Origin of the sequence: Paenibacillus endophyticus, from assembly GCF_014192395.1 — a bacterium.
GTDB lineage: Bacteria > Bacillota > Bacilli > Paenibacillales > Paenibacillaceae > Pristimantibacillus > Pristimantibacillus endophyticus.
Genome location: NZ_JACHXW010000008.1, coordinates 91889 through 114999, shown reverse-complemented (window position 1 = coordinate 114999; position 23111 = coordinate 91889). Strand labels below are relative to the sequence as shown.

The 23111-nt window shown below is 47.6% G+C and carries 18 protein-coding genes and 2 tRNA genes; 12 read left to right on the top strand and 8 right to left on the bottom strand.

Features of this window, described 5'->3' with window-relative positions:
* Positions 1 to 82: 82 nt before the first annotated feature.
* From FHS16_RS15125 to FHS16_RS15110, 4 genes are all read left to right on the top strand, one after another.
* Positions 83 to 2668: an adenosylcobalamin-dependent ribonucleoside-diphosphate reductase gene (locus FHS16_RS15125; protein ID WP_183563823.1), complete on the top strand. Its 2586-nt coding sequence runs from the start codon at positions 83 to 85 to the stop codon at positions 2666 to 2668.
* Positions 2669 to 2787: 119 nt separating this feature from the next.
* Positions 2788 to 3426: an HD domain-containing protein gene (locus FHS16_RS15120; protein WP_183564214.1), complete on the top strand. Its 639-nt coding sequence runs from the start codon at positions 2788 to 2790 to the stop codon at positions 3424 to 3426.
* A 91-nt stretch (positions 3427 to 3517) separates the two neighbouring features.
* Positions 3518 to 4399: a LysR family transcriptional regulator gene (locus FHS16_RS15115; RefSeq protein WP_183563820.1), complete on the top strand. Its 882-nt coding sequence runs from the start codon at positions 3518 to 3520 to the stop codon at positions 4397 to 4399.
* Between the two features lie 133 nt (positions 4400 to 4532).
* On the top strand, positions 4533 to 4874 hold the full coding sequence (locus FHS16_RS15110; protein ID WP_183563817.1) for a hypothetical protein: 342 nt from the start codon (positions 4533 to 4535) through the stop codon (positions 4872 to 4874).
* Positions 4875 to 4946: 72 nt separating this feature from the next.
* On the opposite strand, the gene FHS16_RS15105 is transcribed toward FHS16_RS15110, so the two are convergent.
* The 4 genes from FHS16_RS15105 to FHS16_RS15090 form a co-directional block, all read right to left on the bottom strand.
* Positions 4947 to 5801: an SDR family oxidoreductase gene (locus tag FHS16_RS15105; RefSeq protein ID WP_183563814.1), complete on the bottom strand. Its 855-nt coding sequence runs from the start codon at positions 5799 to 5801 to the stop codon at positions 4947 to 4949.
* A gap of 161 nt (positions 5802 to 5962) precedes the next feature.
* Positions 5963 to 6736, bottom strand: a complete 774-nt coding sequence (locus FHS16_RS15100) for a YqcI/YcgG family protein (protein ID WP_183563811.1) — start codon at positions 6734 to 6736, stop codon at positions 5963 to 5965.
* Positions 6737 to 6863: 127 nt separating this feature from the next.
* The gene (locus tag FHS16_RS15095; RefSeq protein WP_183563808.1) at positions 6864 to 7454 is read right to left on the bottom strand and encodes a DUF1989 domain-containing protein; all 591 of its coding nucleotides are present in this window, start codon (positions 7452 to 7454) and stop codon (positions 6864 to 6866) included.
* Between the two features lie 61 nt (positions 7455 to 7515).
* On the bottom strand, positions 7516 to 8532 hold the full coding sequence (locus tag FHS16_RS15090; protein ID WP_183563805.1) for an alpha/beta hydrolase: 1017 nt from the start codon (positions 8530 to 8532) through the stop codon (positions 7516 to 7518).
* Between the two features lie 279 nt (positions 8533 to 8811).
* Between FHS16_RS15090 and FHS16_RS15085 the strand changes: the two genes are divergently transcribed.
* The 4 genes from FHS16_RS15085 to FHS16_RS15070 all read left to right on the top strand — a co-directional run bounded on the left by FHS16_RS15085 (position 8812) and on the right by FHS16_RS15070 (position 13085).
* The gene (locus FHS16_RS15085; RefSeq protein WP_183564210.1) at positions 8812 to 10437 is read left to right on the top strand and encodes a PhoX family protein; all 1626 of its coding nucleotides are present in this window, start codon (positions 8812 to 8814) and stop codon (positions 10435 to 10437) included.
* 72 nt (positions 10438 to 10509) lie between these two features.
* Positions 10510 to 10725 (top strand): twin-arginine translocase TatA/TatE family subunit, encoded by a 216-nt coding sequence (locus tag FHS16_RS15080; protein WP_183563802.1) that lies wholly within the window; start codon positions 10510 to 10512, stop codon positions 10723 to 10725.
* Position 10726: 1 nt separating this feature from the next.
* Entirely contained in the window at positions 10727 to 11464 is a 738-nt protein-coding gene (tatC, locus tag FHS16_RS15075; protein WP_183563799.1) for a twin-arginine translocase subunit TatC, read from the top strand.
* Positions 11465 to 11633: 169 nt separating this feature from the next.
* Positions 11634 to 13085, top strand: coding sequence for an amidase family protein (locus FHS16_RS15070; RefSeq protein WP_183563796.1), 1452 nt, complete (start codon positions 11634 to 11636; stop codon positions 13083 to 13085).
* 99 nt (positions 13086 to 13184) lie between these two features.
* On the opposite strand, the gene FHS16_RS15065 is transcribed toward FHS16_RS15070, so the two are convergent.
* Positions 13185 to 13394 (bottom strand): YrzA family protein, encoded by a 210-nt coding sequence (locus FHS16_RS15065; RefSeq protein WP_183563793.1) that lies wholly within the window; start codon positions 13392 to 13394, stop codon positions 13185 to 13187.
* A gap of 166 nt (positions 13395 to 13560) precedes the next feature.
* Between FHS16_RS15065 and FHS16_RS15060 the strand changes: the two genes are divergently transcribed.
* From FHS16_RS15060 to FHS16_RS15050, 3 genes are all read left to right on the top strand, one after another.
* A complete protein-coding gene (locus tag FHS16_RS15060; RefSeq protein WP_183563790.1) occupies positions 13561 to 15288 on the top strand; it encodes a hypothetical protein in 1728 nt (575 codons plus the stop codon).
* Between the two features lie 250 nt (positions 15289 to 15538).
* Entirely contained in the window at positions 15539 to 18301 is a 2763-nt protein-coding gene (locus FHS16_RS15055; RefSeq protein ID WP_183563786.1) for a glycoside hydrolase family 2 protein, read from the top strand.
* A gap of 346 nt (positions 18302 to 18647) precedes the next feature.
* Complete coding sequence (locus FHS16_RS15050; RefSeq protein ID WP_183563783.1) at positions 18648 to 20030, top strand: M48 family metallopeptidase; 1383 nt, start codon at positions 18648 to 18650, stop codon at positions 20028 to 20030.
* Between the two features lie 65 nt (positions 20031 to 20095).
* Here the strand turns inward: FHS16_RS15050 and FHS16_RS15045 are convergent.
* Both FHS16_RS15045 and FHS16_RS15040 read right to left on the bottom strand, forming a co-directional pair.
* Positions 20096 to 20172 (bottom strand) — tRNA-Pro (locus tag FHS16_RS15045).
* A gap of 8 nt (positions 20173 to 20180) precedes the next feature.
* Positions 20181 to 20256, bottom strand: a tRNA-Thr gene (locus tag FHS16_RS15040).
* A 94-nt stretch (positions 20257 to 20350) separates the two neighbouring features.
* On the opposite strand from FHS16_RS15040, the gene FHS16_RS15035 reads away from it, so the two are divergent.
* On the top strand, positions 20351 to 21484 hold the full coding sequence (locus FHS16_RS15035) for a glycerate kinase (protein WP_183563780.1): 1134 nt from the start codon (positions 20351 to 20353) through the stop codon (positions 21482 to 21484).
* A 166-nt stretch (positions 21485 to 21650) separates the two neighbouring features.
* Here the strand turns inward: FHS16_RS15035 and FHS16_RS15030 are convergent, their stop codons facing one another.
* Positions 21651 to 22970 carry a hemolysin family protein gene (locus tag FHS16_RS15030; protein ID WP_183563777.1) on the bottom strand — a complete coding sequence of 440 codons (1320 nt, stop codon included), beginning with the start codon at positions 22968 to 22970 and terminating at the stop codon, positions 21651 to 21653.
* Positions 22971 to 23111 lie beyond the last annotated feature (141 nt).

Below are 23111 nucleotides of genomic sequence, written 5' to 3'. Positions count from 1 at the left end.
CGACACAATATATTGTGCTAAACGCATAGTATGGAGATACATATGGTTATAGCGCGATAACCTGAAGGAGGAATCGTTGTAGATGGGGAAAGCAGAAGGAAGTCGCCTTGAGGGATTAAGCGAGAAAATATTTTTGGACCGGTATGCTTGGAAAAACGCGGACACGAGTCTGACGAAGATTGGAGACACCGTCCTCGTATTGACGCAGGATGATCCGAAGTTTCCTGTAAAAGAAGTGGGGGAAGTGGTCGCGCGCGTCGGCAATCAGGTACAGGTGAAGCTCAGAAACGGCGAACAAACGGAGTCGAGCATCGAGAAGCTCACTTTGACGGTGGAGAAAACGCCAGAGGAGATGTGGGACCGGCTTGCGGGAGCTATGGCATCCGTTGAAGAGAGCCAAGAGAAACAGGATGAGTGGAGAGAGAAATTCAGATATATCCTAAATGATTGGAAGTTGGTTCCAGGCGGGAGAATCGCGGCAGGCGCCGGGGCAAGCGAAGAGCTGACTTTGTTTAATTGCTACGTCATTCCCTCGCCGAAAGACAGCCGTGGCGGCATTATGGCGAGTTTGTCCGATATGACTGAGATCATGGCGCGGGGCGGAGGAGTAGGCATGAACCTATCCTCGCTTCGTCCTCGCCGCGCTATCGTAGCCGGAGTTAATGGTTCTTCGAGCGGCGCTGTGTCTTGGGGGGGATTGTTCAGCTATACGACGGGATTAATCGAGCAGGGCGGAAGCCGGAGAGGCGCATTAATGCTTATGCTGAATGATTGGCATCCGGATGTGCTGGAGTTCATTACGGTCAAGCAAACGATGGGCCAAGTTACAAATGCGAATTTGTCGGTATGCGTAAGCAATGCATTCATGCAGGCAGTGAAGGAGGACACGGATTGGGAGCTTGTATTTCCTGATACGAAGGAGAAGGACTACGACGAGCTCTGGTCAGGTGATCTGGAGGAATGGAAGAGGCTGGGGAAAAGAGTCATCCATTATCAAACGGTGCGTGCGCGCGATATTTGGCAAACCATTATTGATGCAGCTTGGAAGTCCGCGGAGCCTGGCGTTGTTTTTATGGAATATTACAATCAAATGTCGAACAGCTGGTATTTCAACCCCATCGTCAGCACGAACCCCTGCGGAGAGCAAGGACTGCCTGGCTGGGGCGTATGCAACCTATCGGCCGTGAATTTATCGCAGTTCTACGACGAGAAAACACAGGATGTCGCTTGGGAGGAGCTTGCTCAGGTGACACGCTGGTCCGTGCGGTTTCTGGATAATGTCATTGATAAGACGCCTTACCATTTCGAAGAAAATGAGCGCAACCAGAAGCTTGAACGCCGAATTGGTCTCGGAACGATGGGACTGGCCGAGCTGATGATCAAGCTGGAAATTCGTTACGGAAGCAAGGAATCCTTGGCGTTTCTCGATAAGCTGTATGCGTTTATGGCCCGTGAGTCTTATTTGGCGTCTACAGAAATTGCAGCGGAGAAAGGCTCATTCCAAGCTTTCGAAGCGGATAAGTACGTACAGAGCGGCTTTATGAAAAATTTGATTCATGCGTTTCCAGAAATTGGCGAAGCCGTTTCCGAGAAGGGAATGCGGAATGTGACGGTCATTACGCAGGCTCCGACAGGTAGCACAGGGACAATGGTCGGAACCTCGACAGGGATTGAGCCTTATTTTGCATTCGAGTATTACAGACAAAGCCGATTAGGCTACGACAAGCAAGACGTGCCTATTGCAGCAGATTGGAAGGCTGCCAATCCTGGGTTGGAGCTCCCCGATTATTATGTCACGGCGATGAGCTTATCCGCGGAGGATCACATTCGCGTTCAGGCGGCTATCCAACGCTGGGTAGACAGTTCGATCTCGAAAACAGCGAATTGCCCGGCTGACTTTACGGTTGAAGAAACAGGGAAGCTGTATGAGCTTGCATTTGAGCTCGGCTGCAAAGGCGTGACGATCTATCGGGATGGAAGCCGTGATGTACAAGTCTTGTCAACGGAGAAGAACGGAGCATTGCTTGAGGATGAACATACAGCTGTTGAGACGGAGTCGGCAGCTGTTATGGCGTCTGACGCCGATCATGACGATCATTTCGATGCGGATCTTGTAGAAGCGGTTGTGCCCGACTTAGCGGCTGAACAAGTGCTCGATAAACAATACAAGCGGAGACCGCAGGTGTTAAGAGGGGCTACCTATAAAGTGAACACACCTTTCGGCATGGCTTATATTACGATTAATGACTTGAACGGCACACCGGGCGAGATCTTTCTGAATGTAGGCAAAGCGGGCTCCGACGTATTCGCAATGGCGGAGGCTCTGGGGCGCGTATGCTCATTATTTCTGCGTTACGGCGATCATGGGAACAAGGTGAAGCTGCTCGTAAAGCACTTAAAGGGGATTGGAGGTTCGGGAGCAATCGGTTTCGGCGCCAACCGGGTGGAGTCCATTGCGGACGCCGTCGCCAAAGCGCTGGAGCTGCATGCGGAGAGCGGAGAGGAGACAGCTGCTGCTACCCATATTCCATTAGATAAAGCTCTGAGTAAGGCCCATCATCCTGCAGCTGCGTCCTTAAGAGATTTATGCCCATCCTGCGGTTCGGCGGCCTTGATCAACATCGAGGGCTGCAAGCAATGTACGAATTGCGGGTATAGCAGGTGTTAGATTTGTAATGAATCATGTGTTTTATCTATCATATTGATAGAAACGATAATATTGATCAATGATTATTCCTCCATTACAATCAAGCTATCTTAATAAATGTTTTTAGGAGGCTGGTTGTAATATCAAATTTGGTTGCGGATATCAAGATTCCAGATAGCAAGCTGGCGCTTGGGGCTGCAGAGCTTCTTCGCGAGCATGGCAATGATTTATTGTGGAACCATTCCCATCGGGTATATGTGTTCGGAGCGCTGCAAGGCAGGAATGCCGGCATTGCATTCGATCCAGAGCTGCTTTACATTAGCGCATTGTTTCATGACTTGGGGCTAACGAAGCATTATAGCAGTCCGGACAAACGCTTTGAAGTAGACGGCGCCGACGCAGCAAAGAGCTATCTCCAGCAGCATGGCGTGCCTAACGATTCCATTCGGCTTGTTTGGGATGCGATTGCCTTGCATACAACGATTGGCATTGCTCAGTTCAAGGAGCCGGAGGTGGCTCTTATCTATTCGGGAGTCGGGTACGACGTGATGGGAGAGAACTTTGAAAGTATAGCGGAGGAGATCCGTGAAAAAGTAGTAAAAGCGTATCCGCGCGATCAATTCAAGAGCAAAATTTTGCCTTCTTTCCTTGATGGCTTCAAGCATAAGCCGGAGACGACCTTCGGGAATATTAAAGCCGATGTTTGTACGTTGCTGCTTCCTGGATTTAAGCCGGCTAACTTTTGTGATTGTGTTTTGCATTCGCCTTGGAATGAGTAATAATCAAAACAGGGAAGACATCGCTGCTTATGGGTGTTTTTTCTGTTTTTGTTGTTTATAATGGGGAATCAAAAGGGTACGCGGAGGTTCTATGGAAATTAGACAATTGGAGTATTTCAAGGCATTGTGCAAGGAGCTTCACTTCACTCGTGCTTCTGAACGGCTCGGTGTTACTCAGCCAACTTTAAGCCATCAAATAAAGGCCTTGGAGGATGAGCTGGGTGTTCAGCTGTTTGACAGGATCGGTAAAAAAACGATGGTTACGGAAGCAGGAGCTATTTTATTAAAGCACTGCGAACATATCTTTCAAAGCATGGCTAGTGCAAAGGGTGAAATGGAAGAGCTGCAAACGCTCAAGCGCGGCAGCCTTTCAATAGGCGCGCTGCCGGGTGAATTGAACGCGCTTGTGTCGGCAGCCACGGTGCAATTCCATGCGCAGTTCCCTGACATCCAGATGAAGGTATGGGGGACGGATGAAGTCGTAGAGCGTGTCGTGCACAATGAGCTCGATGTGGCGCTCACTATATTGCCTGTCATCGATGAGCGGATCGTTTCCGTACCGTTGTATGAGGAGGAATTGTTTTTAACGCTTTCCCATGAACATCCGCTCGCTGCGCTCGAATCCGTTCAATTGGAAGATATCTCACAAGAGCCATTTATTCTGTTCCCCAAAACCTATAAATGCAGGGAGCAGACGGACAATGCTTACAAAGCAGTCGGCATCGTATTGAATCCAATCGTTGAAACGGATGCGATGGAGACCATTTTCAGCCTTATTCAGGCAAAAGCAGGCGTTTCGATACTGTCGAGAACGTTAATATCGATTCATAAATCGGATGCCATTCAAACCGTTAAGATCATCAATCCCTCTATTAAACGAACGATTGGACTGATTTATCATAAGGAAAAATATATTGGTTTTGCGGCAAGGAAGTTTATAGAACTAATAAGAAGCCGAGTCTCTTCATTTTAGATTCAAGCTGCTTCCATTCGGTGAACAAGAGGCCTTCGATTCTATAACTCTATAAAACAATCATTTGCCTTGTTACAAAAGCTAGAGTTGCATCATATGTTGTAAGTAGCTTCTATTAGGAGGTATTACGCATATGGCAAAAGACAAGAAAAAAGCAGCAAGCAGCTCGAATGGCAATCGTACAGGCGGCAATCGCACGGGAGGGGAACGCACAGGCGGAAACCGCACTGGAGGCAACCGCACTGGTGGAAACCGCACAGGTGGAAACCGTACTGCAGGCAACCGCACCGGTGGCAACCGTACTGGAGGCAACCGCAGTGGTGGAAACCGCACTGGAGGCAACCGCACAGGTGGAAACCGTACTGCAGGCAATCGCACTGGTGGCAACCGCACTGAAGGCAATCGCACCGGTGGAAACCGCTCTGGCGGCAGAGGTCCCGGCGCTCGTCCGATGGAGCAGACTGACGGAGAATAACAACCAATCGTTTAAATCCCTAAAACAGCTCATTTCTCCTTGAGAAATGAGCTGTTTTTCTTTTTTGTATCCTTACTTGCCTTTGCGTGTTAATTCAGCAAGCGAATCCCATTCCTCATCTGCCACTGCGGATAGTCCGTTAAACTGACCGGCTCCTTGCAGCCACTCCCCGCCGTCAATCGTAACCACTTCGCCGTTCATATAAGCCGCATAATCAGAAACGAGATAAGCGGCTAGGTTTGCCAGCTCTTCTTTGTTTCCTACGCGACCGAGAGGAATTCGAGCTTTCATTTGCTCTTCCAGCGCAGCAGTGGGAGACAGGCGTGACCAAGCGCCTTCAGTAGGGAAGGGTCCAGGTGCTATTGCAACCTGACGAATGCCGTATTTCGCCCATTCCACCGCTAACGATCTTGTGAGAGCCAGGACGCCTGCTTTCGCGGCTGCGGAAGGGACGACATAGCCAGAGCCGGTAGAAGCATAAGTGGTTACGATATTCAGCATGGTGCCGTTTCTTCCTTGTTCGATCCATCGCTTGCCTACCTCTAGTGTCGTATAGAAGGTTCCATGCAACACGATGTTCAGAACCGAATCCACCGCTTTCGGAGAGAGGCGTTCTGTTGGACTGATGAAATTGCCGGCAGCATTGTTGACGAGCACATCGATTGGCCCGAGCTGATCTTCGACGGCATCGATAAGTGCTTGAATTTGGAGGGGGTCGCGCACATCGCAGCTTTTGTAGAACACGGGACAAGCTTCGGATCCCATCGCATCGGCTGCTTGCTGGAGCATAGACTCTTTGCGGCTGGCAATGGCAAGCTTCGCCCCATGTGCGATGAACGTCTCACCCATTGCCCGCCCAAGGCCGGTCGCGCCGCCTGTAATTAAAATGACTTTTCCCTGTAACAAATCAGGGGAGAAAGGACCCATTCCTCAGCCTCCTTTGCACTCGCATGCTTTTAGTTAAGCATATCGAAGCGGGCTTCCGGTTATGTATGGGCGATCCGAGAAAAGCCCGCTCATTATTCGGATCACACGATATAGAGGGTTGGTAAGCAAGAGCAAGCTTCATACTTACTCTTGCCCTAACCTTATTTATGAAAGAGCCGACCCAGTCCTTTAACTTTTTTTTTCATATAAGTATAAGGGCATTTGGAAGGAGCGCTCTCATCATCCCGCAAGAAATATTGCTTCCACTCTTGATTATCCTCCTGCCCATACCATTTGAGCGATGGATGTGCAGGTATGCCATCATACTCCACCAGTTTCTCGCGGATGAGCTTCCTCATATTGCGCCCAAAGGCTGTGGAATCATTGATTTTCTCGAATACGAAGCGCGGCTGAAAGGCGATGGTGAAATAAGGGGATTGACGGCTTCTGCGAACGGTATGAGCAGGCGTGCTGCAGAAGGCGAAATATGGCTGCCCGTTAAAGCAGAATTCCCAAGAATGATGGGCAGGATCGGTGGAGATACCTTCCGGCCAAGGTGCATCGTCCTTTGCGCTGATGCGGCTTAGAACGGACCAGAACAGAACCTCGTACTGATCCATAGTATAAGTATCTAGGCACTCAGCAGGCGTTTCGAAAAAAATGACGAGAGAGGCGTATTTTCCCGTCTCACGCGAAATATCGCCATATTGCTGAAGCAATTCCGATACGATGTTAATGGCATTCTCTTCCCTTGGATCAGATGCGAACCCGAATCTTAAATTGTTATTGAGAAAGCCATGGCGGCCTGGAATGCAGGGAAAGCTGCCAGCCGGATCGTCGATCATGTTGGCAAATTGGCGGAAAGCTTCCTGCTGCCAGTCTGGCAGTTCGTATAAGTGCTCATCAAGCCATGCTTTGCTTGTTAACTTGGGCATAAATAAATACCCCCTTCAGAAAGTACGACGAAGCATACTATGCGAAGGAGGTTTTATAGGTGAATGCCTGCGTCAGCGGCAAAGCTGCAAAAATGGCTGATAAACGAAGCGTTCGAGGTAGAAGAAGCTAAACGATTTCTGCTTCGATAGGCGTGCATATGAAACCATTGCAGGCGCTCTCGGAGCAGGGGCAAGCAGATATGGCAATAATCAAATCCAATTCAGCACGCAGCTCGATATAGTCACCAGCTTTGGAAAGCGGGCGCTCGACGCTGATTTGGCCGGAAGGATCAATAACCGTGTTCATAAAAAGGTTGAAGGAATAATGCTGATCAGGCGCAGGAATACCGTATGGTGCAAGCGCCTGGTTCAAGTTGTCGTAGCAGCTCGCATGCTTTGGTTTGTCGTATGAAAACTCATACATTTCGGGGCGGCAGGCGGAATTGATAAAGTCATGCTGTCCGACTTTATCGGCAATAATAGTTAGTATAGGCCTGTATTTATTAGAGTAAAGCATATCGCCGACTTTCACTTTCATCGCATGAAGGACGTCCATCGTTACCCCGGGATCTAGCCGTTCACTTCTATCGTCTGCTAGAAATGCGACTAGGTCAGCAACTTGTTCGCCTTCCACGTCTGTTACTCTTAAAATCTGTCCTCTTTCTAAACGCAAGCCGACGCCTTCATTAGCCGGTATCCGCCATTTTTGCTCATTCATTGTCATCCCCCTGCTTCATGTAGCCTGTATATCTACACAGTATGGCTCACGAAGCAGCGTGTCATGCAGGAGATTGGCCTACTCTCATATGGCGGCCAATAAAGTCGACAACTGCTTGTTCATATGCCGGCGTGTTCGTAGCATAAGCAAGTCCATGCCCCGCGCCTTCTGCTATGTAGCAAGCTTTATCTGCCTTACAGGCTTCATACAGCCGCCACACCATCTCGACAGGAACAAAGGTATCTTCTGAACCGTGAATAAAAAGCGTGGGAAGCTTGTTTTTCTCCAGCTGCGTAAGCGCGGACGCTTCTTTGAAGCGATAGCCTGCCAGTAGACGGGTCAGCAAGCTGGTGGCTGAAAGAATGGGAAAAGCCGGCAGCTTATAGATGCGTTTCAGTTGGTAGCGTAGCTGGTCATGGACCGAAGTATATCCGCAATCTTCCACAATGACCTTTACCTGTTTCGGAAGCTGTTCGCCGCTTACCATCATCACGGTAGCCCCTCCCATCGAAATGCCATGCAAAGCAATCTGCGCGCGTGCACCAACCACCTCGAGCATCTTACCAATCCATTGCAAATAATCTTTGCGGTCCGGCCATCCAAAGCCGATATAGTTTCCGTCGCTGCTGCCATGGCCGCGATCATCAGGCATCAGCACGTTGAACCCTAGCTTCTCATAGTAAAACTTGGCTATGATGCCCATATCCTTGCCTTGCGCGGAATATCCATGCGCGAGAATGACGATATGGTTTGTCGGGTTTTTAGCGGCTAGATAATAACCGACTAAGCGTAGTCCGTCATGTGAGGTGATGCGCAAGGTTTCATAGCTCTGCTTCTCGACCCATTCGGCGCCTGTTTCCACCATCGGCGCAGACTCAAAGGCACCCGCTAGCGATGAGGGACCTTCTGCTTCGTTGCCGTCGCTTTGGATTTGCGCCAAATCTGGATTGCCGCTAAGAAAATCCTTCGCATTTCGTTTTATGGCTATGTTATAGAAGTAGTAGCTGATCGCAGTTAATAAAACGACTAGCAGAACAGCCAAACCTGCGATTCCTATTCCAATCGTGTACCAAGGCATCTTTATTCATTCCTCCGTCTATTGTTCGGAAATCAAAAACTGATTTAAAAATAACAGGGATGCTGCTTTAAAGCAATTTGGAGGGCATGAGCGGATACAGTCCGTTTCGAATACAGTATTGTCATCTCGTTGTCACTGCATTACAGCAAAAACAGCAATGAGAATCATTCCCTCGTTTACAATAATTCCAGTTTAAGGTGACAGTGGCTTAACATTTCCTTATTATGCTTGTCTATGAGTGGATCACATTAATGAGGAGTGGAAAAGTTGAATAAAACGATGGACCGCAAAACCTTTCTTTCGTATTTAGGTACGGGCGCAGCTGCGCTCGCAACTGCTTCAGCAGGCTTGGGAGTGTTAAACGGAAAGGCGTCAGCGATGTCTTCTACGGCCGATCATCTGTTTGGGTTTAACACGAATCGTGTGAGTGGCTATTTCGAGCCAATTGCCCCCTCCAAGGAAGACCAGCTGCTGCTGCCTAAAAACTTCAAATACGACGTAGTAGCCGCTTTCGACGATGTGATTAATGAAGCGGGCGAAAAGTTTGGCTCAGGCTGCGACTATAACGCTTTTTTTCCGCTGAAAGGCTCAAATGTTAGAGGTCTGCTCGTTAACAATCATGAATACAGCACGATATTTTCAATAGGACCCGTGAAGGACGGGAAGATGACGGCAGATCAATTGCATAAAAATCTCTATTACCAAGGGATGTCTGTTATCGAGGTTTACCGCGATGAGAAGGGTACATGGAAAATGGATAAAACCTCATCGTATGCAAGAAGGATTAATGGCTTCACCAAATTCGATCTTACAGGTCCCGCAAAAGGCAGCACAGCTGTTGGCGGAGCAACTACGGCAGTAGGCACGTTTGCGAATTGCTCCGGCGGTGTGACGCTTTGGAATACCGTACTCTCGTGCGAGGAAAACTTCGCAGAGACGGCTGCTGCTTCCAAACTCCCGGAGACGCATTATGGCTGGGTTGTTGAGGTGGATCCCTTTGATAAGTCTTATTTGAAAAAACATACGGCGCTTGGCCGCTTCAATCATGAGAATACGGCAATGGGACTAGCTCCGGATGGACGAGTAGTCGTGTATATGGGGGATGACAAGAAGGATGCATGCATCTATAAATTCATAAGCAAGGGCAAATTCGATAAGCTGAAAGGTCGGGCTAACTCCGCTTTGCTTGAGGACGGAACTCTTTATGTCGCCAATCTGAAGAGCGGGAAGTGGATGCCGGTCACGCTTGCCGAGGTAACGAAAGCAGCCAAGGACAAGCCGGAGGTGCTGAGCAAGTTCAAAACCCAAGGCGATGTTGTCACTTTCTGCCAAGAGGCTGCGCTATTAGTTGGCGGAACGCCTACAGATCGACCGGAGGATATCGAAATCTCGCCTTTTGACAATACGGTATTTATCTGTCACACAAACAACGATAATCACGGCAATATTCACGGTCATATTACGCGTATTTTCGAATCGAACAGCGATTTGGGCGCTTTGGAATTCGACTTTGAGATTTTTGCAGCCGGCGGCAGGCAATCAGGATTCAGCTCGCCTGATAACTTAGCATTTGACTCTAACGGGCATCTGTGGGTCGTCACGGATATTTCAAGCAGCAGTCAAAATAAAGGCGTTCATAAATCATTTATGAACAACGGCCTATTCGTGATCCCGACAAGCGGTCCGGATCAGGCAATGGCGCTGCAATTTGCATCCGCTCCCATTGAGAGCGAGCTTACAGGACCATTTTTCACGCCAGATGAACAGACCCTGTTTTTATCGGTTCAGCATCCAGGGGAGAATACATCTGATTTAAGCAAGCCTTCGAGCTTGTGGCCGCATCGTGCTGGAGATAAAAAAGCGAGATGCGCGGTCGTCGCGATTAGCGGTTTTAAATTAGGCTAACAGAAATTTGTTTTGCGGGAAGCCGCAGACGATTTGTCTGCGGCTCCATTAACTGAGAATGGGGCTGAGCATATGCCGTTTGGCAATATTGGAATCGGAGGATTAGTACTAATCCTGATCATTGCGCTGATTATATTTGGGCCATCGAAGCTGCCAGAGCTGGGACGTGCTTTCGGGAGAACGCTCAGCGAGTTCAAAGGGGCAACGCGCGGTCTTGTGAATGGTGAAGATGAGGATAAGAGACCGGAAGAGAAGACGCCTGAGACGGCTGCGTCGAACGCCAAATAAGATGGTCAACCCGAACGATCAAAGCTTAATCGGCCACTTGGATGAAATGCGGTCACGGCTCATTCGCACGCTTGCGGCTTTCCTAGTGGCGATGGCTGCGGCATTCATTTATGTTAAGGATATATATCAATGGTTGGTAAGGAATATGGATCAGAAGCTTGTTCTGCTAGGACCTTCTGATGTCATTTGGGTATATATGATGATCGCAGGCGTGGTTGCCATTGCTGTTACGCTTCCGATTGCAGCTTATCAGGCTTGGAAGTTTGTTACGCCTGCCATTCCAAAGGAGGCGCAACGCGCCGCACTTTTGTTCATACCGGGAATTAGTTTATTGTTTATTATCGGTATTTGCTTTGGATATTTCATTTTGTTCCCCATGGTGCTGCATTTCATGAATCAAATGGCAGCTCAATCGTTTGTAACGATGTATACGGCTCAGAATTATTTTACATTCATGATTCATATGACAGTTCCTTTTGGTCTTCTCTTCGAAATGCCGGCCATTGTCATGTTCCTTACGAAGCTTGGCCTGTTGAATCCGAATAGGCTCGCGAAAGCGCGTAAGCTTGCCTATTTCATATTGGCGCTTGTCGCAATCACGATTACCCCTCCAGATATTCTATCGGATATCATCGTCATCGTACCTTTGTTTTTGCTCTATGAGATCAGCATCTCAATCTCTAAGATCGTTTATCGGAAGCAGTTGAAGCTTGCAGGCGAAGGCGGAATGACGGCATAGCACCATATGAGCAAGTAAGAGTGAGTCCACAGTGGACTTTCTCTTTTTTTTGTTTTAAAACCGATTGCTCCATGCGGGACTATAGAAGTAGAAGATGTTAGCTGCCAAAATATAGTATATACTAGGCTCGTACCGCACACATTCGGAATATATAAGGGGCAATAGGGATATGGAAATCGTTGAGGCAACCATCTCATCTGTTCAATCAGCTTTGCAATCAGGCGAGCTTACTTCACGCGAGCTCGTATTGCGTTATTTCGACCGAATCGCCTCCCATGACAAAGACGGCCTGACGATTAATTCCGTGCTGGAGCTGAACCCCGATGCCTTATTTATTGCTACAGCACTAGACAGCGAGCGTGCTGCGAAGGGACCAAGAGGACCTTTGCATGGCATTCCCATCATGCTGAAGGACAATATCAATACCGGCGACCACATGCATACGAGTGCAGGCTCACTCGCGCTGGCGGGCTCTTTTGCAGGAGAAGACGCGTTTATCGTGAAAAAGCTGAGGGAAGCCGGTGCCGTTCTGCTGGGCAAGGTGAACATGACGGAATTCGCCAACTTTATGACGGACGGGATGCCATCCGGCTATAGCTCCCGCGGCGGACAAGTCCTTAACCCTTACAATATATCTGCTCCAACGGGCGGCTCAAGTGCCGGCTCAGGCGTAGCGGTGGCGTGCAATTTCTGCATGGCTTCCATTGGAACGGAAACCTCGGGATCGATATTGAACCCTGGCAACTTAAGCTCGACCGTTGGCATCAAACCGACTGTTGGCTTAGTAAGCCGTTCGGGCATACTGCCACTGTCGAACTCGCAGGATACAGCAGGTCCGATGGCTAGGACGGTCATGGATGCCGTTCATGTATTGAATGCCATTACCGCATATGATGAATCAGACGCAGCGATGGGTACGAGCATCTGGCACAAGCAGACCGATTACAGCCAATTTCTTGACTCAAAGGGGCTTGCAGGTGCACGCATCGGCATTCCAAGAGATTATTTCTTTGAGGAATTGACGGAAGATCAGCTAGCGATATTTCAAGATGCTGTCGAGGTAATGAGAAAGCAAGGTGCGGTTATTGTGGATCCTGCCGATATTCGCACGGCTAGGGAGATCAAATATTCATCGGTCGTTTTGAATGAGTTCAAATCCTCGATAAATGCTTATCTGTCCAAATTGCCGCCAGGAAGTAAAATTCGTACGCTTAAGGACATTATCGCGTTCAACAACGAGCATCCAGTCGAGACGCTGAAGTACGGGCAATCGACACTCTTGTCTGCTGAAACGACGACATCGGGCACACAGACAGAAACGACTTATTTGCGGGATAGGGCAGCGGATCTCCGTTTATGCAAGGATGGGGGGCTCGATGCGACTATGAAGGAATATGAATTGGACGCACTGCTGTTCCCGGCGGATTTCGGCGCGCGAATCACATCGCGTGCAGGTTATCCATCCATCGTCGTACCGGCAGGCTATACGGAGAAAGGCGTGCCCTTTGGCGTTTCCTTTGCAGCGAGAGCATATGAGGAGCCGAAGCTGATCAAGCTGGCATACTCATACGAGCAGGCTAGTCTCGTCAGGCGGCCGCCTTCGCTAAGGAGCTTTATATAATTGGAATTGATGGTTTCAGCAGGATAGATTCCTTAACGAAAAACAACACAAAAACGCTCCCGGCAGCTTAGTGCCGGGAGCGTTTTGATGAAATAGGCATTATTTTTTGGCTTTAAAATGAACGACGGCGCTGTAGAGCATTTTTTCGGCTTTAGGATGAAATACGGCATGATGGCTAATATGGTGGATTTCTAGCAGCAAGCCTTTATTATTTTCGATTTGCTGATCAATCTTTTGCTCCAATGTTTTTAAATCATACGCCTCGAAAAATTCAACCTTGTTTTCAATGAGATCCAATCGGAAGTCCATTCGCGTTTCTCCTAACGATCATATAAGTTGATTCTCCTATTATACAGCGCAGAGCTTGCACACTACAAATAGGTTCTGAAGCAGCGAGATCAATAGATATCTATACAATTTAGCGGATAAACCTTATAATTTAGTAAAAAATTAGGAAATGAATGAGGGGTCCAGCATGGAACAGGCATCAACAAATATTCAGAAAAATGAAACGAAGCCGCAAAGCAACAAAGCAAGCATTCCGCAGCTGATATGGAAATACAAGCTGCATTATGTAATCGTATTGCCTGCGATGCTGTTAATTGCAATATTCAAGATTATTCCCTTTGTTTATGGGGTCATCCTTTCCATGGTCGATTACAAAGTATTTCAAGGCTTGTTTGAAAGTGATTGGGTGGGATTAAACCATTACTTTGATTTATTCGGAAATCCGGATTTCCGCAGTGTCGTTTTGAATACAATCGTAATCAAAACCAGCTATATATGGCTCAGTGGTGCTGCTTCGTTCATACTTGCACTGGCATTGAGCAGTTTGAAATCCAAGCAGCTGAGAGGAATATTCGCAACGATGTTTCTCATCCCGTATTTCATTCCATCCGTAGTGTTTGCCTATATCGTTATCTACATGCTTTCGCCGACTAGCTCGCCGTTTTTCACGCTGGAAGCTTTTGTGGCTGCTGACACTGAATGGATTAGGGTGATCATCATAGTGGCTGAGAGCGTCAAAACATGCGGAATCCCGATCGTTATTGCACTCGCAGCGATTGCATCCAAGCATGCCAGCTCAAGCCATTTGCCTAAAGTCCATTCAAACAGCTATGTACAATTGAACGTACTTCCGGCCCTTCGAGCTGTATCTGCGTTTATGCTGCTGCAGCTTTCCACTATTTTCACGTTAGATCATGAGTTTATTACCAATATCGTTAGTCCGTTGACGAGATCGACCGGGGCAACGTTGGATATTTATAATCAACAAATGGGGATCATGTCGATGGAAGCAAGTCACACGACGGCGGCATGGTTCATCCAGTTCATTATCCAGCTGGTTTTCACGCTTGCCGCGTATCGTGTGGTAAAAGGACGTTTTCTGAATGAGCTGTTTCAAACGACAATGAATAGAACCGAAATAGCGGCAAATTCTTCGCAAAGAAACGTAGTGGGCATCGTATTAGCGGGTTTCTATAGCGTTCTTGTTGTTCTTGTGCTCTATATGCTTGTTATTTATCCGTTTACAGGCTCTGGAAATCCCGATCAGTCCTTGAAGGGGATTGTCACTCTTTGGAATGTTATTGTCTATCTCGCTGTGGATATAGCAGCCGTTATTGTCTTTTTATTGATGACGGTAACGCTCGCCTTTCCGCTCACGGTGAAACGGCTGCCTGGCCGAAGCGTATATAAGCTGTTTTTGTTAATCGTGATGGTGATGGCTAGCGGAATGGTTAACGAATTGTTATACATACGAAATCTGGGAATGCTAGGTACGATATTCCCGCAGCTATTTTTAGGTTTTTTTAACCTTGCTGCAGTATTTGTGCTCAAAAGTATGTTTAATGCACGGCATAGCGAATTGAAAGATTTGGCCGAGTCAAACGGAAAAGGAGAGCTGCATGCGTTTTTCACGCTCTTTATCCCGAAGGTATGGAAGCCGCTTCTGGCGCTAGGTGTACTGCAATTTGTCGCGCTATGGAATGGCTATTATCCATCCTATCTTTATATCACAGAGCCTGAGAAGCAATCGCCAATCGCACAATTTCAACAGCTGACTTTTTCAGGAGGAGAGGTGTCGGCGATGCAGGTCATGCAGCTAGGCGCATGGTTAAGTTTACCTTCGATTCTTTTGTTTTTCCTATTTCGACGCTGGCTGACTTCAGAAGTGTTAACGAGCCAGATGAGAAAACTATAGCATTTTACGAGAGGGTTGTTTGATTACAGCTCTTTTTTTATTGTTGCATAAGGTCAGTTGTGCTTTAAGTTAACTTAAATATTAATAACTAGTTGACTATAGGCATGAAGGTAAACATTAAGTTGACAAATATGCAAATGAAGACGTATTCTTGTTACGAAATAGTTTATTTTTGCATTTATGATTAACTTAAAACTACATTTGATGGATATTGATCCTGTACTCAAATTGGAAAGGTTGTGTGATGTTAATGGTTACGAATATGGTTCAAACATCGCAAGTAAGCATACCGAGAGCAGAGTATCCGCGCCCAGATTGGCAGCGTGCGGATTGGATGAATCTGAACGGTACCTGGTCATTTTCGTTTGATCATGGCAATCAAGGCAAGGCGGAAGGTTGGCATCAAGCCAAAGGAAAGTCATTCGCTTCAGAAATTATCGTTCCTTTCTCATGGGCAAGCCCGCTTTCGGGCATAGGAAGCAATGAGAAGGGCATCGCTTGGTATAGCAAAGAAGTACAATGGGCTCCAGCAGCAAGCGAGTCAAGGCTGTTTCTGCGCTTCGGCGCGGTTGATTACAAATCGGATGTGTGGGTAAACGGGATAGCAGTGGGTTCCCATTCAGGCGGATATGGTACGTTTGAATTTGATGTAACGGATGCTTGGTCCTTGGAAGGAAGCAATCAGATTATCGTGCGTGCTGAGGATTACGATCATGATTACCAAGCTCGGGGCAAGCAAGGCTATGGGGAAATCCGCGGCATTTGGCAGCCTGTATGGCTGGAGGCTCGTCCACAAAACTATGTTCGAGATTCAAAATTTAATACAAGTATAGACGGCAAGGTTGAAATCGTTACAACCGTTATCGCTAATAAGAGTGGCTCAGCGGAACTTGCTTTCACATTCGCTGAAGGGTCCGTAACCCACCTAGTTGAGGCTGAGCTTGCTGAAGGCACGAATGTCATCAAGGCTGTGATTAAGGTTGAAGCACCGAAGCTATGGAGTCCGGAATCTCCATATTTGTATGAAGGGCAGGTTGTTCTAAGCAGCAACGGGCAGACCGATACCGTCAGCACTTACTTTGGGATTCGCGAAATCTCCACCGCGCTTGTAGGTGATCGTAGCTATCGCTGGATTACGTTAAACGGAAAACCAGTGTATTTGAATGGAACGCTGGATCAATCTTTCCATCCAACCGGCTTCTTCACCTACCCGTCCGATGAAGAAATGAAAAATGAAATCCACTTAATGAAGCGGCTTGGTTTAAACTTCGTGCGCATTCATATCAAGCCGGAAGAGCCACGCAAGCTCTATTGGGCCGATAAGCTCGGCATTCTTGTAATGGAGGATATGCCTTGTTTCTGGGGAGACCCGGATGATCAGGCTAAGCGATCGTATGAAAACGAAGCGCGCGAGATTATTGATCGAGACTACAATCACCCATCTATTTTTTCATGGGTCATGTTCAATGAAACCTGGGGCTTAAAGACGAACAGCGAATCGACATCGCTTACGACAGACGCCACGCATCCGAATAACTTCTTGCCGCAGACGCAGGAGTGGGTTCGCTCCATGTACCGGTTTGCAAAGCAGGTTGACCCAACGCGGATTATCGAAGACAATTCGCCATGCAATTACGATCATGTGGAATCGGATATCAATACCTGGCATTTCTACATTAATGGCTACAATGAGCTTCGAGCACATGTTACTGAAGTGGTAGAAAAAACATACCGTGGCTCTACCTTCAATTATATTGGAGGCAACACGCAATCCGATGCACCGCTTATGAACAGCGAATGCGGGAATGTGTGGGGGATCGATGGCGGCGCGGGGGAGAGCGATCTTGCTTGGCATTATCGCTACATGATGAATGAATTCCGTCGCCATGACAAAATGTGCGGCTTCGTATTTACCGAATTCCGTGACGTCGTCAATGAATATAACGGGTATTATCGTCTAGATGGGTCAGATAAATTGTTTGGCTATGAATGGTACGTGCCAGGGATGACGGTTGCGGATCTTCACACCCCTGATTTTGTCGTCATTGACGCACCTCCATGCCAGACGCTGCAAGCAGGTGCCCATCTCGCTATTGAACTGCTTGGCTCAAGCTTCGCGGAACGATATCACGGTCAGGAGCTTCAGCTGTCATGGGAGCTATGGCATGACAACCTTGGAACGCGGATTGTTCACGCATCCGGCAATGAAACCGTTAATTGGAAGGGGTACGGCGTGGAACGTTTAACGGCTCTTTCCTTGATCATGCCAGATCAGGATGCCGTATCCGTGCTTGCGGTTCGCCTAATGACTGCTAACGGCATCATTATTACACGCAATTTTGTGACCTTTGATGTACGCAGCCAAGCAGCTAATGGCAAATATACAGCAGAAGGCCGCATAATCAGCATTCCGGCTGCAGGCTACGCAGAGAGTACGTTTCCTATTAGCTGGAATGCACTTCAAGACAATAAGGCAAATGGCGGTGGAGCTGGCCGCTTTACTTATCAGGTGGAGCTGCCATCCGTGTCCGAGCAATCGGCCATCTATGATATCGAGCTCGCCTTTGAAGCAAGCTCCAAGCGGCTGCTGAAGCGCAATGTGGAAGGAAGCATCGAGAAGCAGCATGATATTTCTTATATGCATGGCGCGCTTGACGAGCCGGAATTCAATCCGAATACTTATTATATGACGGATTCTGAACGCCACGAGGCGAAGCTGAGCATTCTAATCGATGATGAGCTGGTTGAGACCTTCATCCTTCGCGACAATCCAGCAGATAGCCGAGGCGCGTTGTCATGGCACTATCAGGCCGTTAACAATAAGCTGGAGGAGGCAGGCTCATACGGTTACTTATGCAAGGTCACTCTCCCGAGCACGGTTACCGCGAAGCTGAATGCCTCAAGAAGCTTTAAGCTGGTGCTCGCAGCAGATGAAGGCGGGCTTGCATTATATGGACGAAATGCCGGGCGATACCCAATCGATATTCTCGTGCAAAGCAAAGGCTCGTTTTGATGAATGAATGCTTCAGCATAAAAGAATAATTGCGAAATTGTTAACGATTATAGCAGTCATGCCAACCTTTTATCATGTAAAATAGATTCATATGATAAAAGGGGGTACATACGGATGGACGTTCCTGCTGGCGTATGGATATTTGCGGCTATAATTGTAGTGTTGCTTACTTGGTTGACTTTGTGGATTACTAAAAAGGCCTATTCCAAAAAATGGGATGAATCGGATCAATAGATGTTTTAAGCATTTGGAGCCAGCGCGCAGCAGCGCTGGCTCCTTTTCTTATATAATAACAATGGGAAATCGTGTATAATGTGGATACTATTTTTGAAGGAGCTGCCTATTGTTGAATGCAAATGCTAACGAACCGATATTGATTTACCAGAAAGAGGAGCGTTATTATGTTCTTGCGCTTATTTTCAGTATTATTGTTTATTTAGCCTTATTTTTTTCTATTATTTTTATGTTATTAATTCCTATTCTTGTTGTCATACCTTTGATAGCCCAAGCGATTATGATGGCGAATATACGAATGAACGGCGTACGCATCACACCTAGGCAATTTCCTGAAGTGTTCGCGGTTGCCGAGGAGCAATGCGCCAAAATGGGGTTTACGGTTGTTCCGGATTTATACGTTATGGAGTCGAGCGGCATATTAAACGCGTTCGCTTCCCGTTTTTTTGGACGAAACATGGTAGTTCTTTACGCTGATTTGTTCGAACTGATTCAATCCGGCGGTGAGCGGGAGCTTGCTTTTGTACTGACCCATGAGCTTGCCCATATCAAGCGCAATCATATCATGAAGCAACTATTCATTATTCCGGCTATGTGGCTCCCTTTTCTTGGAGAGGCTTATTCAAGGGCATGTGAATATACTTGTGATCGCATGGCAGCTTATTACATTGACGATGCTGAGGCAGCAATGAATGGGTTGACGATATTAGCGATTGGCAAAACGCTATATCGACGTGTCGACCGGGAGGAGTATTTGCTGCAAAGCAGCTATGAAAATGGTTTTTTCGTATGGCTTGCCGAAAGGCTCTCCACTCATCCGCCGCTGCCGAAACGAATTCATGCACTTCAGCAATTCGCTGGCTACTCATCGAGTATCGTGTTCCATACTTCACGCATTGGAATTGTCATTGCAGTAGCCGCTGTTTTCGTATTGCTGGGCTCTGTTTCGACTGGCATCATTTTCTCAAAATCAATCGCTACCTTTATGAGCCAGTTTGAAGATGGTGCTAATGCAGAAGAAGAGCTGCTTGGCGCAGCATTGGAAGGGGATGCCGACCTTGTCCGGCAATTATTGTCTTCCGGTGTCAATCCGGATGCAGCGGATGCTGAGGGCTGGACAGCGCTTATGTGGGCGGCACAGTTAAATGATACGGCTAGCGGTTCTGCAATTATCGATGCGGGTGCGGATCTAAATCTATTCGAGCATACCTATGAAGAGACGGCATTGACGATTGCGATTTATAATGGCAGCGTGGATGTGGTCGAGCTGCTGCTGGAGGGAAACGCGAATCCTGATCTGCAGGACAGTACGGGCTGGACACCTTTGATGACAGCCGCGACAGAAGGCGATATGGAATCGACGAAGCTTCTGCTGCAAGCAGGCGCTGATCCACTTATAGTGGACGAGACGGGGTATACAGCTGCGGATTATGCGATGGATAGCGGGTTTGAGGAAATTGCGCGGCTGCTGCAGGAAACCGGCAAGCGGGTATAAAAAAAGAAGCTTGAGCAATCAAGCTTCTTCCTTCTATGTATGTCAGTTATGTATTTCGTAAGGGATGGTCGGGACGACACGATTTGAACATGCGACCCCCTGGTCCCAAACCAGGTGCTCTACCAAGCTGAGCTACGTCCCGAGAAAAGATGGTGCCGTCGAGAGGACTTGAACCCCCAACCTACTGATTACAAGTCAGTTGCTCTACCAGTTGAGCTACAACGGCATGTGTGATTCGTTAAACACAAGATGTATTATTACATATATACCAATATAATTGCAAGTCTTTTTTTGAAAAAAAGATGCGAAGGATGAAATAAATGAAAATCGTACTGGCACCGGATTCTTTTAAAGGCTCGGCAAATGCTTTTCAGATGGTTCAAGCGATGTCAGCAGGCATACGCTCGGTCATGCCCAGCGCCGAGCTGGTTGCTATGCCGATGGCAGATGGCGGAGAGGGGACTATGGAGATTTTGGTAGGCGCAACGGGAGGGCTTTTCTTGGAAACGGAAGTACGTGATCCTCTCCATCGGCGTGTAGAAGCCCAATATGGGATACTGGGGGATGGCATGACGGCAGTCATTGAGCTGGCGGAAGCATCGGGGCTCACCCGGCTGCATGACGATGAGCGGAATCCAGCGCTTGCTTCGACTTATGGAACCGGTGAGTTGATTCTTCACGCCTTGGATAAGGGCTTCCGTCAGTTTATTATTTGCTTGGGAGGCAGTGCGACTAACGATGGCGGAGCGGGGCTGCTGCAGGCACTGGGTATGAAGCTGCTTGACGGGGAGGGAGCAGAGCTTCCAAGAGGCGGTATGTATTTGTCACAGCTTCAAACTATAGACGAATCGGCATTTGATGCACGTGCACGTGAAAGTCAATTTGCCATCGCTTGCGATGTGCGCAATCTGTTATGCGGGCAGCATGGCGCATCCCGTATTTATGGACCGCAAAAGGGAGCGAGCGAGAATCAAGTAGAGCAGCTTGACCTCGCACTGCTGCATTACGCGGCAGTGATCGAATCCCATACAGGGCTGGATGTGGCGAATATGCCCGGCAGCGGTGCTGCTGGAGGAACTGCTGCTGCGTTATTTGCCTTTCTGGATGCTGTTATGGAGCCTGGAGCACGGTTGGTCATGGCAAGGATTAACTTCGATGAGCAAATTCGCGGTGCGGACTGGATCGTAACTGGTGAAGGAAGGTTAGATGGTCAAACCGGGTCTGGTAAAGTGATCGAAACGGTGTGCGACTCGGCATCAAAACAAGGCATCCCGGTTATTGCCGTCTGCGGCTCGGTTGCAGTTGATCAGGATTCGACCACAAAGCTTGGCTTGCGAGCATGCTTCTCGATCGTGCCGGGCCCCTGTACACTAGGGGAAGCGATGTCGCAATCAGAGCAATGGATGCAGGAACGAATGGCACAGATCATTCATCTTATTCATCCGCCGCGTTGAAAAGGCTGACAGATAGGGTAAACCAGTAACAGCCAATGGTATAAAATGGGCAAAAGACCCTTCAACGCCACTATAAAAGCGGAGCTGAAGGGTCTTATTTACGCAATATTATAGAACAAGCGGAAATCGAATGATTCAAAATCGGCATTTGAGAATGCAAGCTCGCTTATGCCGTTTCGCCTTCAATGCTTTGTTCTTGCTGCTCAATTAGCATTTCAACCTTGCGAATCCGGTTTTTGCTTGTTTCACGAATAATAAATTTATAATTTTCATAGAAGTGCTCTTTGCCAGGTTTAGGGTCCGCAACTTGACTGTACAGCCAGCCGCCAACCGTGTCTACGTCTTCTTCCTCAAAGTTCATTCCTGTAAGGTCGCTCAGCTCGCTGAGTGATACCTTGCCATCAAGCAAGTAGCAGTTATCTGCAAGCTGCTCGATTTCCTTGCGCTCGTCTGCATCGAATTCGTCACGGATTTCACCGACGATTTCTTCTAAAATATCTTCAATGGTAATTAGGCCGGAAGTACCGCCGTATTCATCGACTAGGATGGCAATATGAACGCGTTCAAGCTGCATTCGTTTCAGAAGCATTTTGACAGGTGTTACCTCTGATACGCTTAACACAGGATGAACCAGCTTTTTGAAATCAAGGTCGCGATCCGTTTCGTACTCCAAGAATAGCTGCTTCGTGTTGATCATTCCGACGATATTGTCCTTGCTCTCAAGCGCAACAGGGAAACGCGTATATTGCTCCTTGCGAATAATTTGCATATTCTCGGCAAGCGATTTATTCGTGTATAAACAAATCATATCGGTGCGGGGTACCATAATTTCCTTGGCGAGCAGCTCATCGAATGCGAAGATGCGGCTCACATAACCGTATTCTGTATTATTAATCTTTCCGCTTTGGTAGCTCTCATTTAGAATAATTTGAATTTCTTCCTCTGAATGCGCTTCTTCATGCTCAGTGGCGGGCTTGAGTCCGAATAGGCGGACTAGCGTGTTGGCCGAGCCATTAAGCAACCAAATGAAAGGATATAAAATTTTGTGGAACAAGATAATCGGTTTTGCGGTAAGGAAGCTGATAAATTCGGCTTTTTGAATCGCCCACGTTTTTGGAGCGAGCTCTCCGACTACAACATGCAGGAATGTGACCGAAATAAATGCAATGAAAAAGGATAGAATATGACTGATGTCATCATTTATGGACAGACGCTCAAACAAGGGTAAAAGCATTTTTTCAACTGTTGGTTCTCCCAGCCAGCCCAGCCCGAGTGCTGTGATGGTAATACCTAATTGGCAGGCTGACAAGTAGGCATCCAGATTACTCGTAACCCGTTGAACGGCAAGCGCGTTCTTCCGGCCCTCAAGCACTAACTGATCGATCCGACTGGAGCGAAGTCTAATGATGGCAAACTCCGTTGCGACGAAAAAAGCAGTTAATAAAATAAGAAGAGCAATCATGAATAAATTGAATCCTATACCCATTTTCGTTTCTCACTACCCTTTTATATTTATATTTTTTGTATTCTTATGATCTACTATAACGAATGATTACAGCAAATGACAAACGCCATTTCAAACGGTAACAGCCTTTTATGCGCTATTAGAGCGATTTTACGAGATGGA

Excerpts from the sequence above, each read along its gene's own strand:
- FHS16_RS15125 (WP_183563823.1), top strand. The coding sequence starts at position 83 with ATGGGGAAAGCAGAAGGAAGTCGCCTTGAGGGATTAAGCGAGAAAATA.
- FHS16_RS15115 (WP_183563820.1), top strand. The coding sequence starts at position 3,518 with ATGGAAATTAGACAATTGGAGTATTTCAAGGCATTGTGCAAGGAGCTT.
- FHS16_RS15110 (WP_183563817.1), top strand. The coding sequence starts at position 4,533 with ATGGCAAAAGACAAGAAAAAAGCAGCAAGCAGCTCGAATGGCAATCGT.
- FHS16_RS15105 (WP_183563814.1), bottom strand. The coding sequence starts at position 5,801 with ATGGGTCCTTTCTCCCCTGATTTGTTACAGGGAAAAGTCATTTTAATT.
- FHS16_RS15100 (WP_183563811.1), bottom strand. The coding sequence starts at position 6,736 with ATGCCCAAGTTAACAAGCAAAGCATGGCTTGATGAGCACTTATACGAA.
- FHS16_RS15095 (WP_183563808.1), bottom strand. The coding sequence starts at position 7,454 with ATGAATGAGCAAAAATGGCGGATACCGGCTAATGAAGGCGTCGGCTTG.
- FHS16_RS15090 (WP_183563805.1), bottom strand. The coding sequence starts at position 8,532 with ATGCCTTGGTACACGATTGGAATAGGAATCGCAGGTTTGGCTGTTCTG.
- FHS16_RS15085 (WP_183564210.1), top strand. The coding sequence starts at position 8,812 with ATGGACCGCAAAACCTTTCTTTCGTATTTAGGTACGGGCGCAGCTGCG.
- FHS16_RS15080 (WP_183563802.1), top strand. The coding sequence starts at position 10,510 with ATGCCGTTTGGCAATATTGGAATCGGAGGATTAGTACTAATCCTGATC.
- tatC (WP_183563799.1), top strand. The coding sequence starts at position 10,727 with ATGGTCAACCCGAACGATCAAAGCTTAATCGGCCACTTGGATGAAATG.
- FHS16_RS15070 (WP_183563796.1), top strand. The coding sequence starts at position 11,634 with ATGGAAATCGTTGAGGCAACCATCTCATCTGTTCAATCAGCTTTGCAA.
- FHS16_RS15065 (WP_183563793.1), bottom strand. The coding sequence starts at position 13,394 with ATGGACTTCCGATTGGATCTCATTGAAAACAAGGTTGAATTTTTCGAG.
- FHS16_RS15060 (WP_183563790.1), top strand. The coding sequence starts at position 13,561 with ATGGAACAGGCATCAACAAATATTCAGAAAAATGAAACGAAGCCGCAA.
- FHS16_RS15055 (WP_183563786.1), top strand. The coding sequence starts at position 15,539 with ATGGTTACGAATATGGTTCAAACATCGCAAGTAAGCATACCGAGAGCA.
- FHS16_RS15035 (WP_183563780.1), top strand. The coding sequence starts at position 20,351 with ATGAAAATCGTACTGGCACCGGATTCTTTTAAAGGCTCGGCAAATGCT.
- FHS16_RS15030 (WP_183563777.1), bottom strand. The coding sequence starts at position 22,970 with ATGGGTATAGGATTCAATTTATTCATGATTGCTCTTCTTATTTTATTA.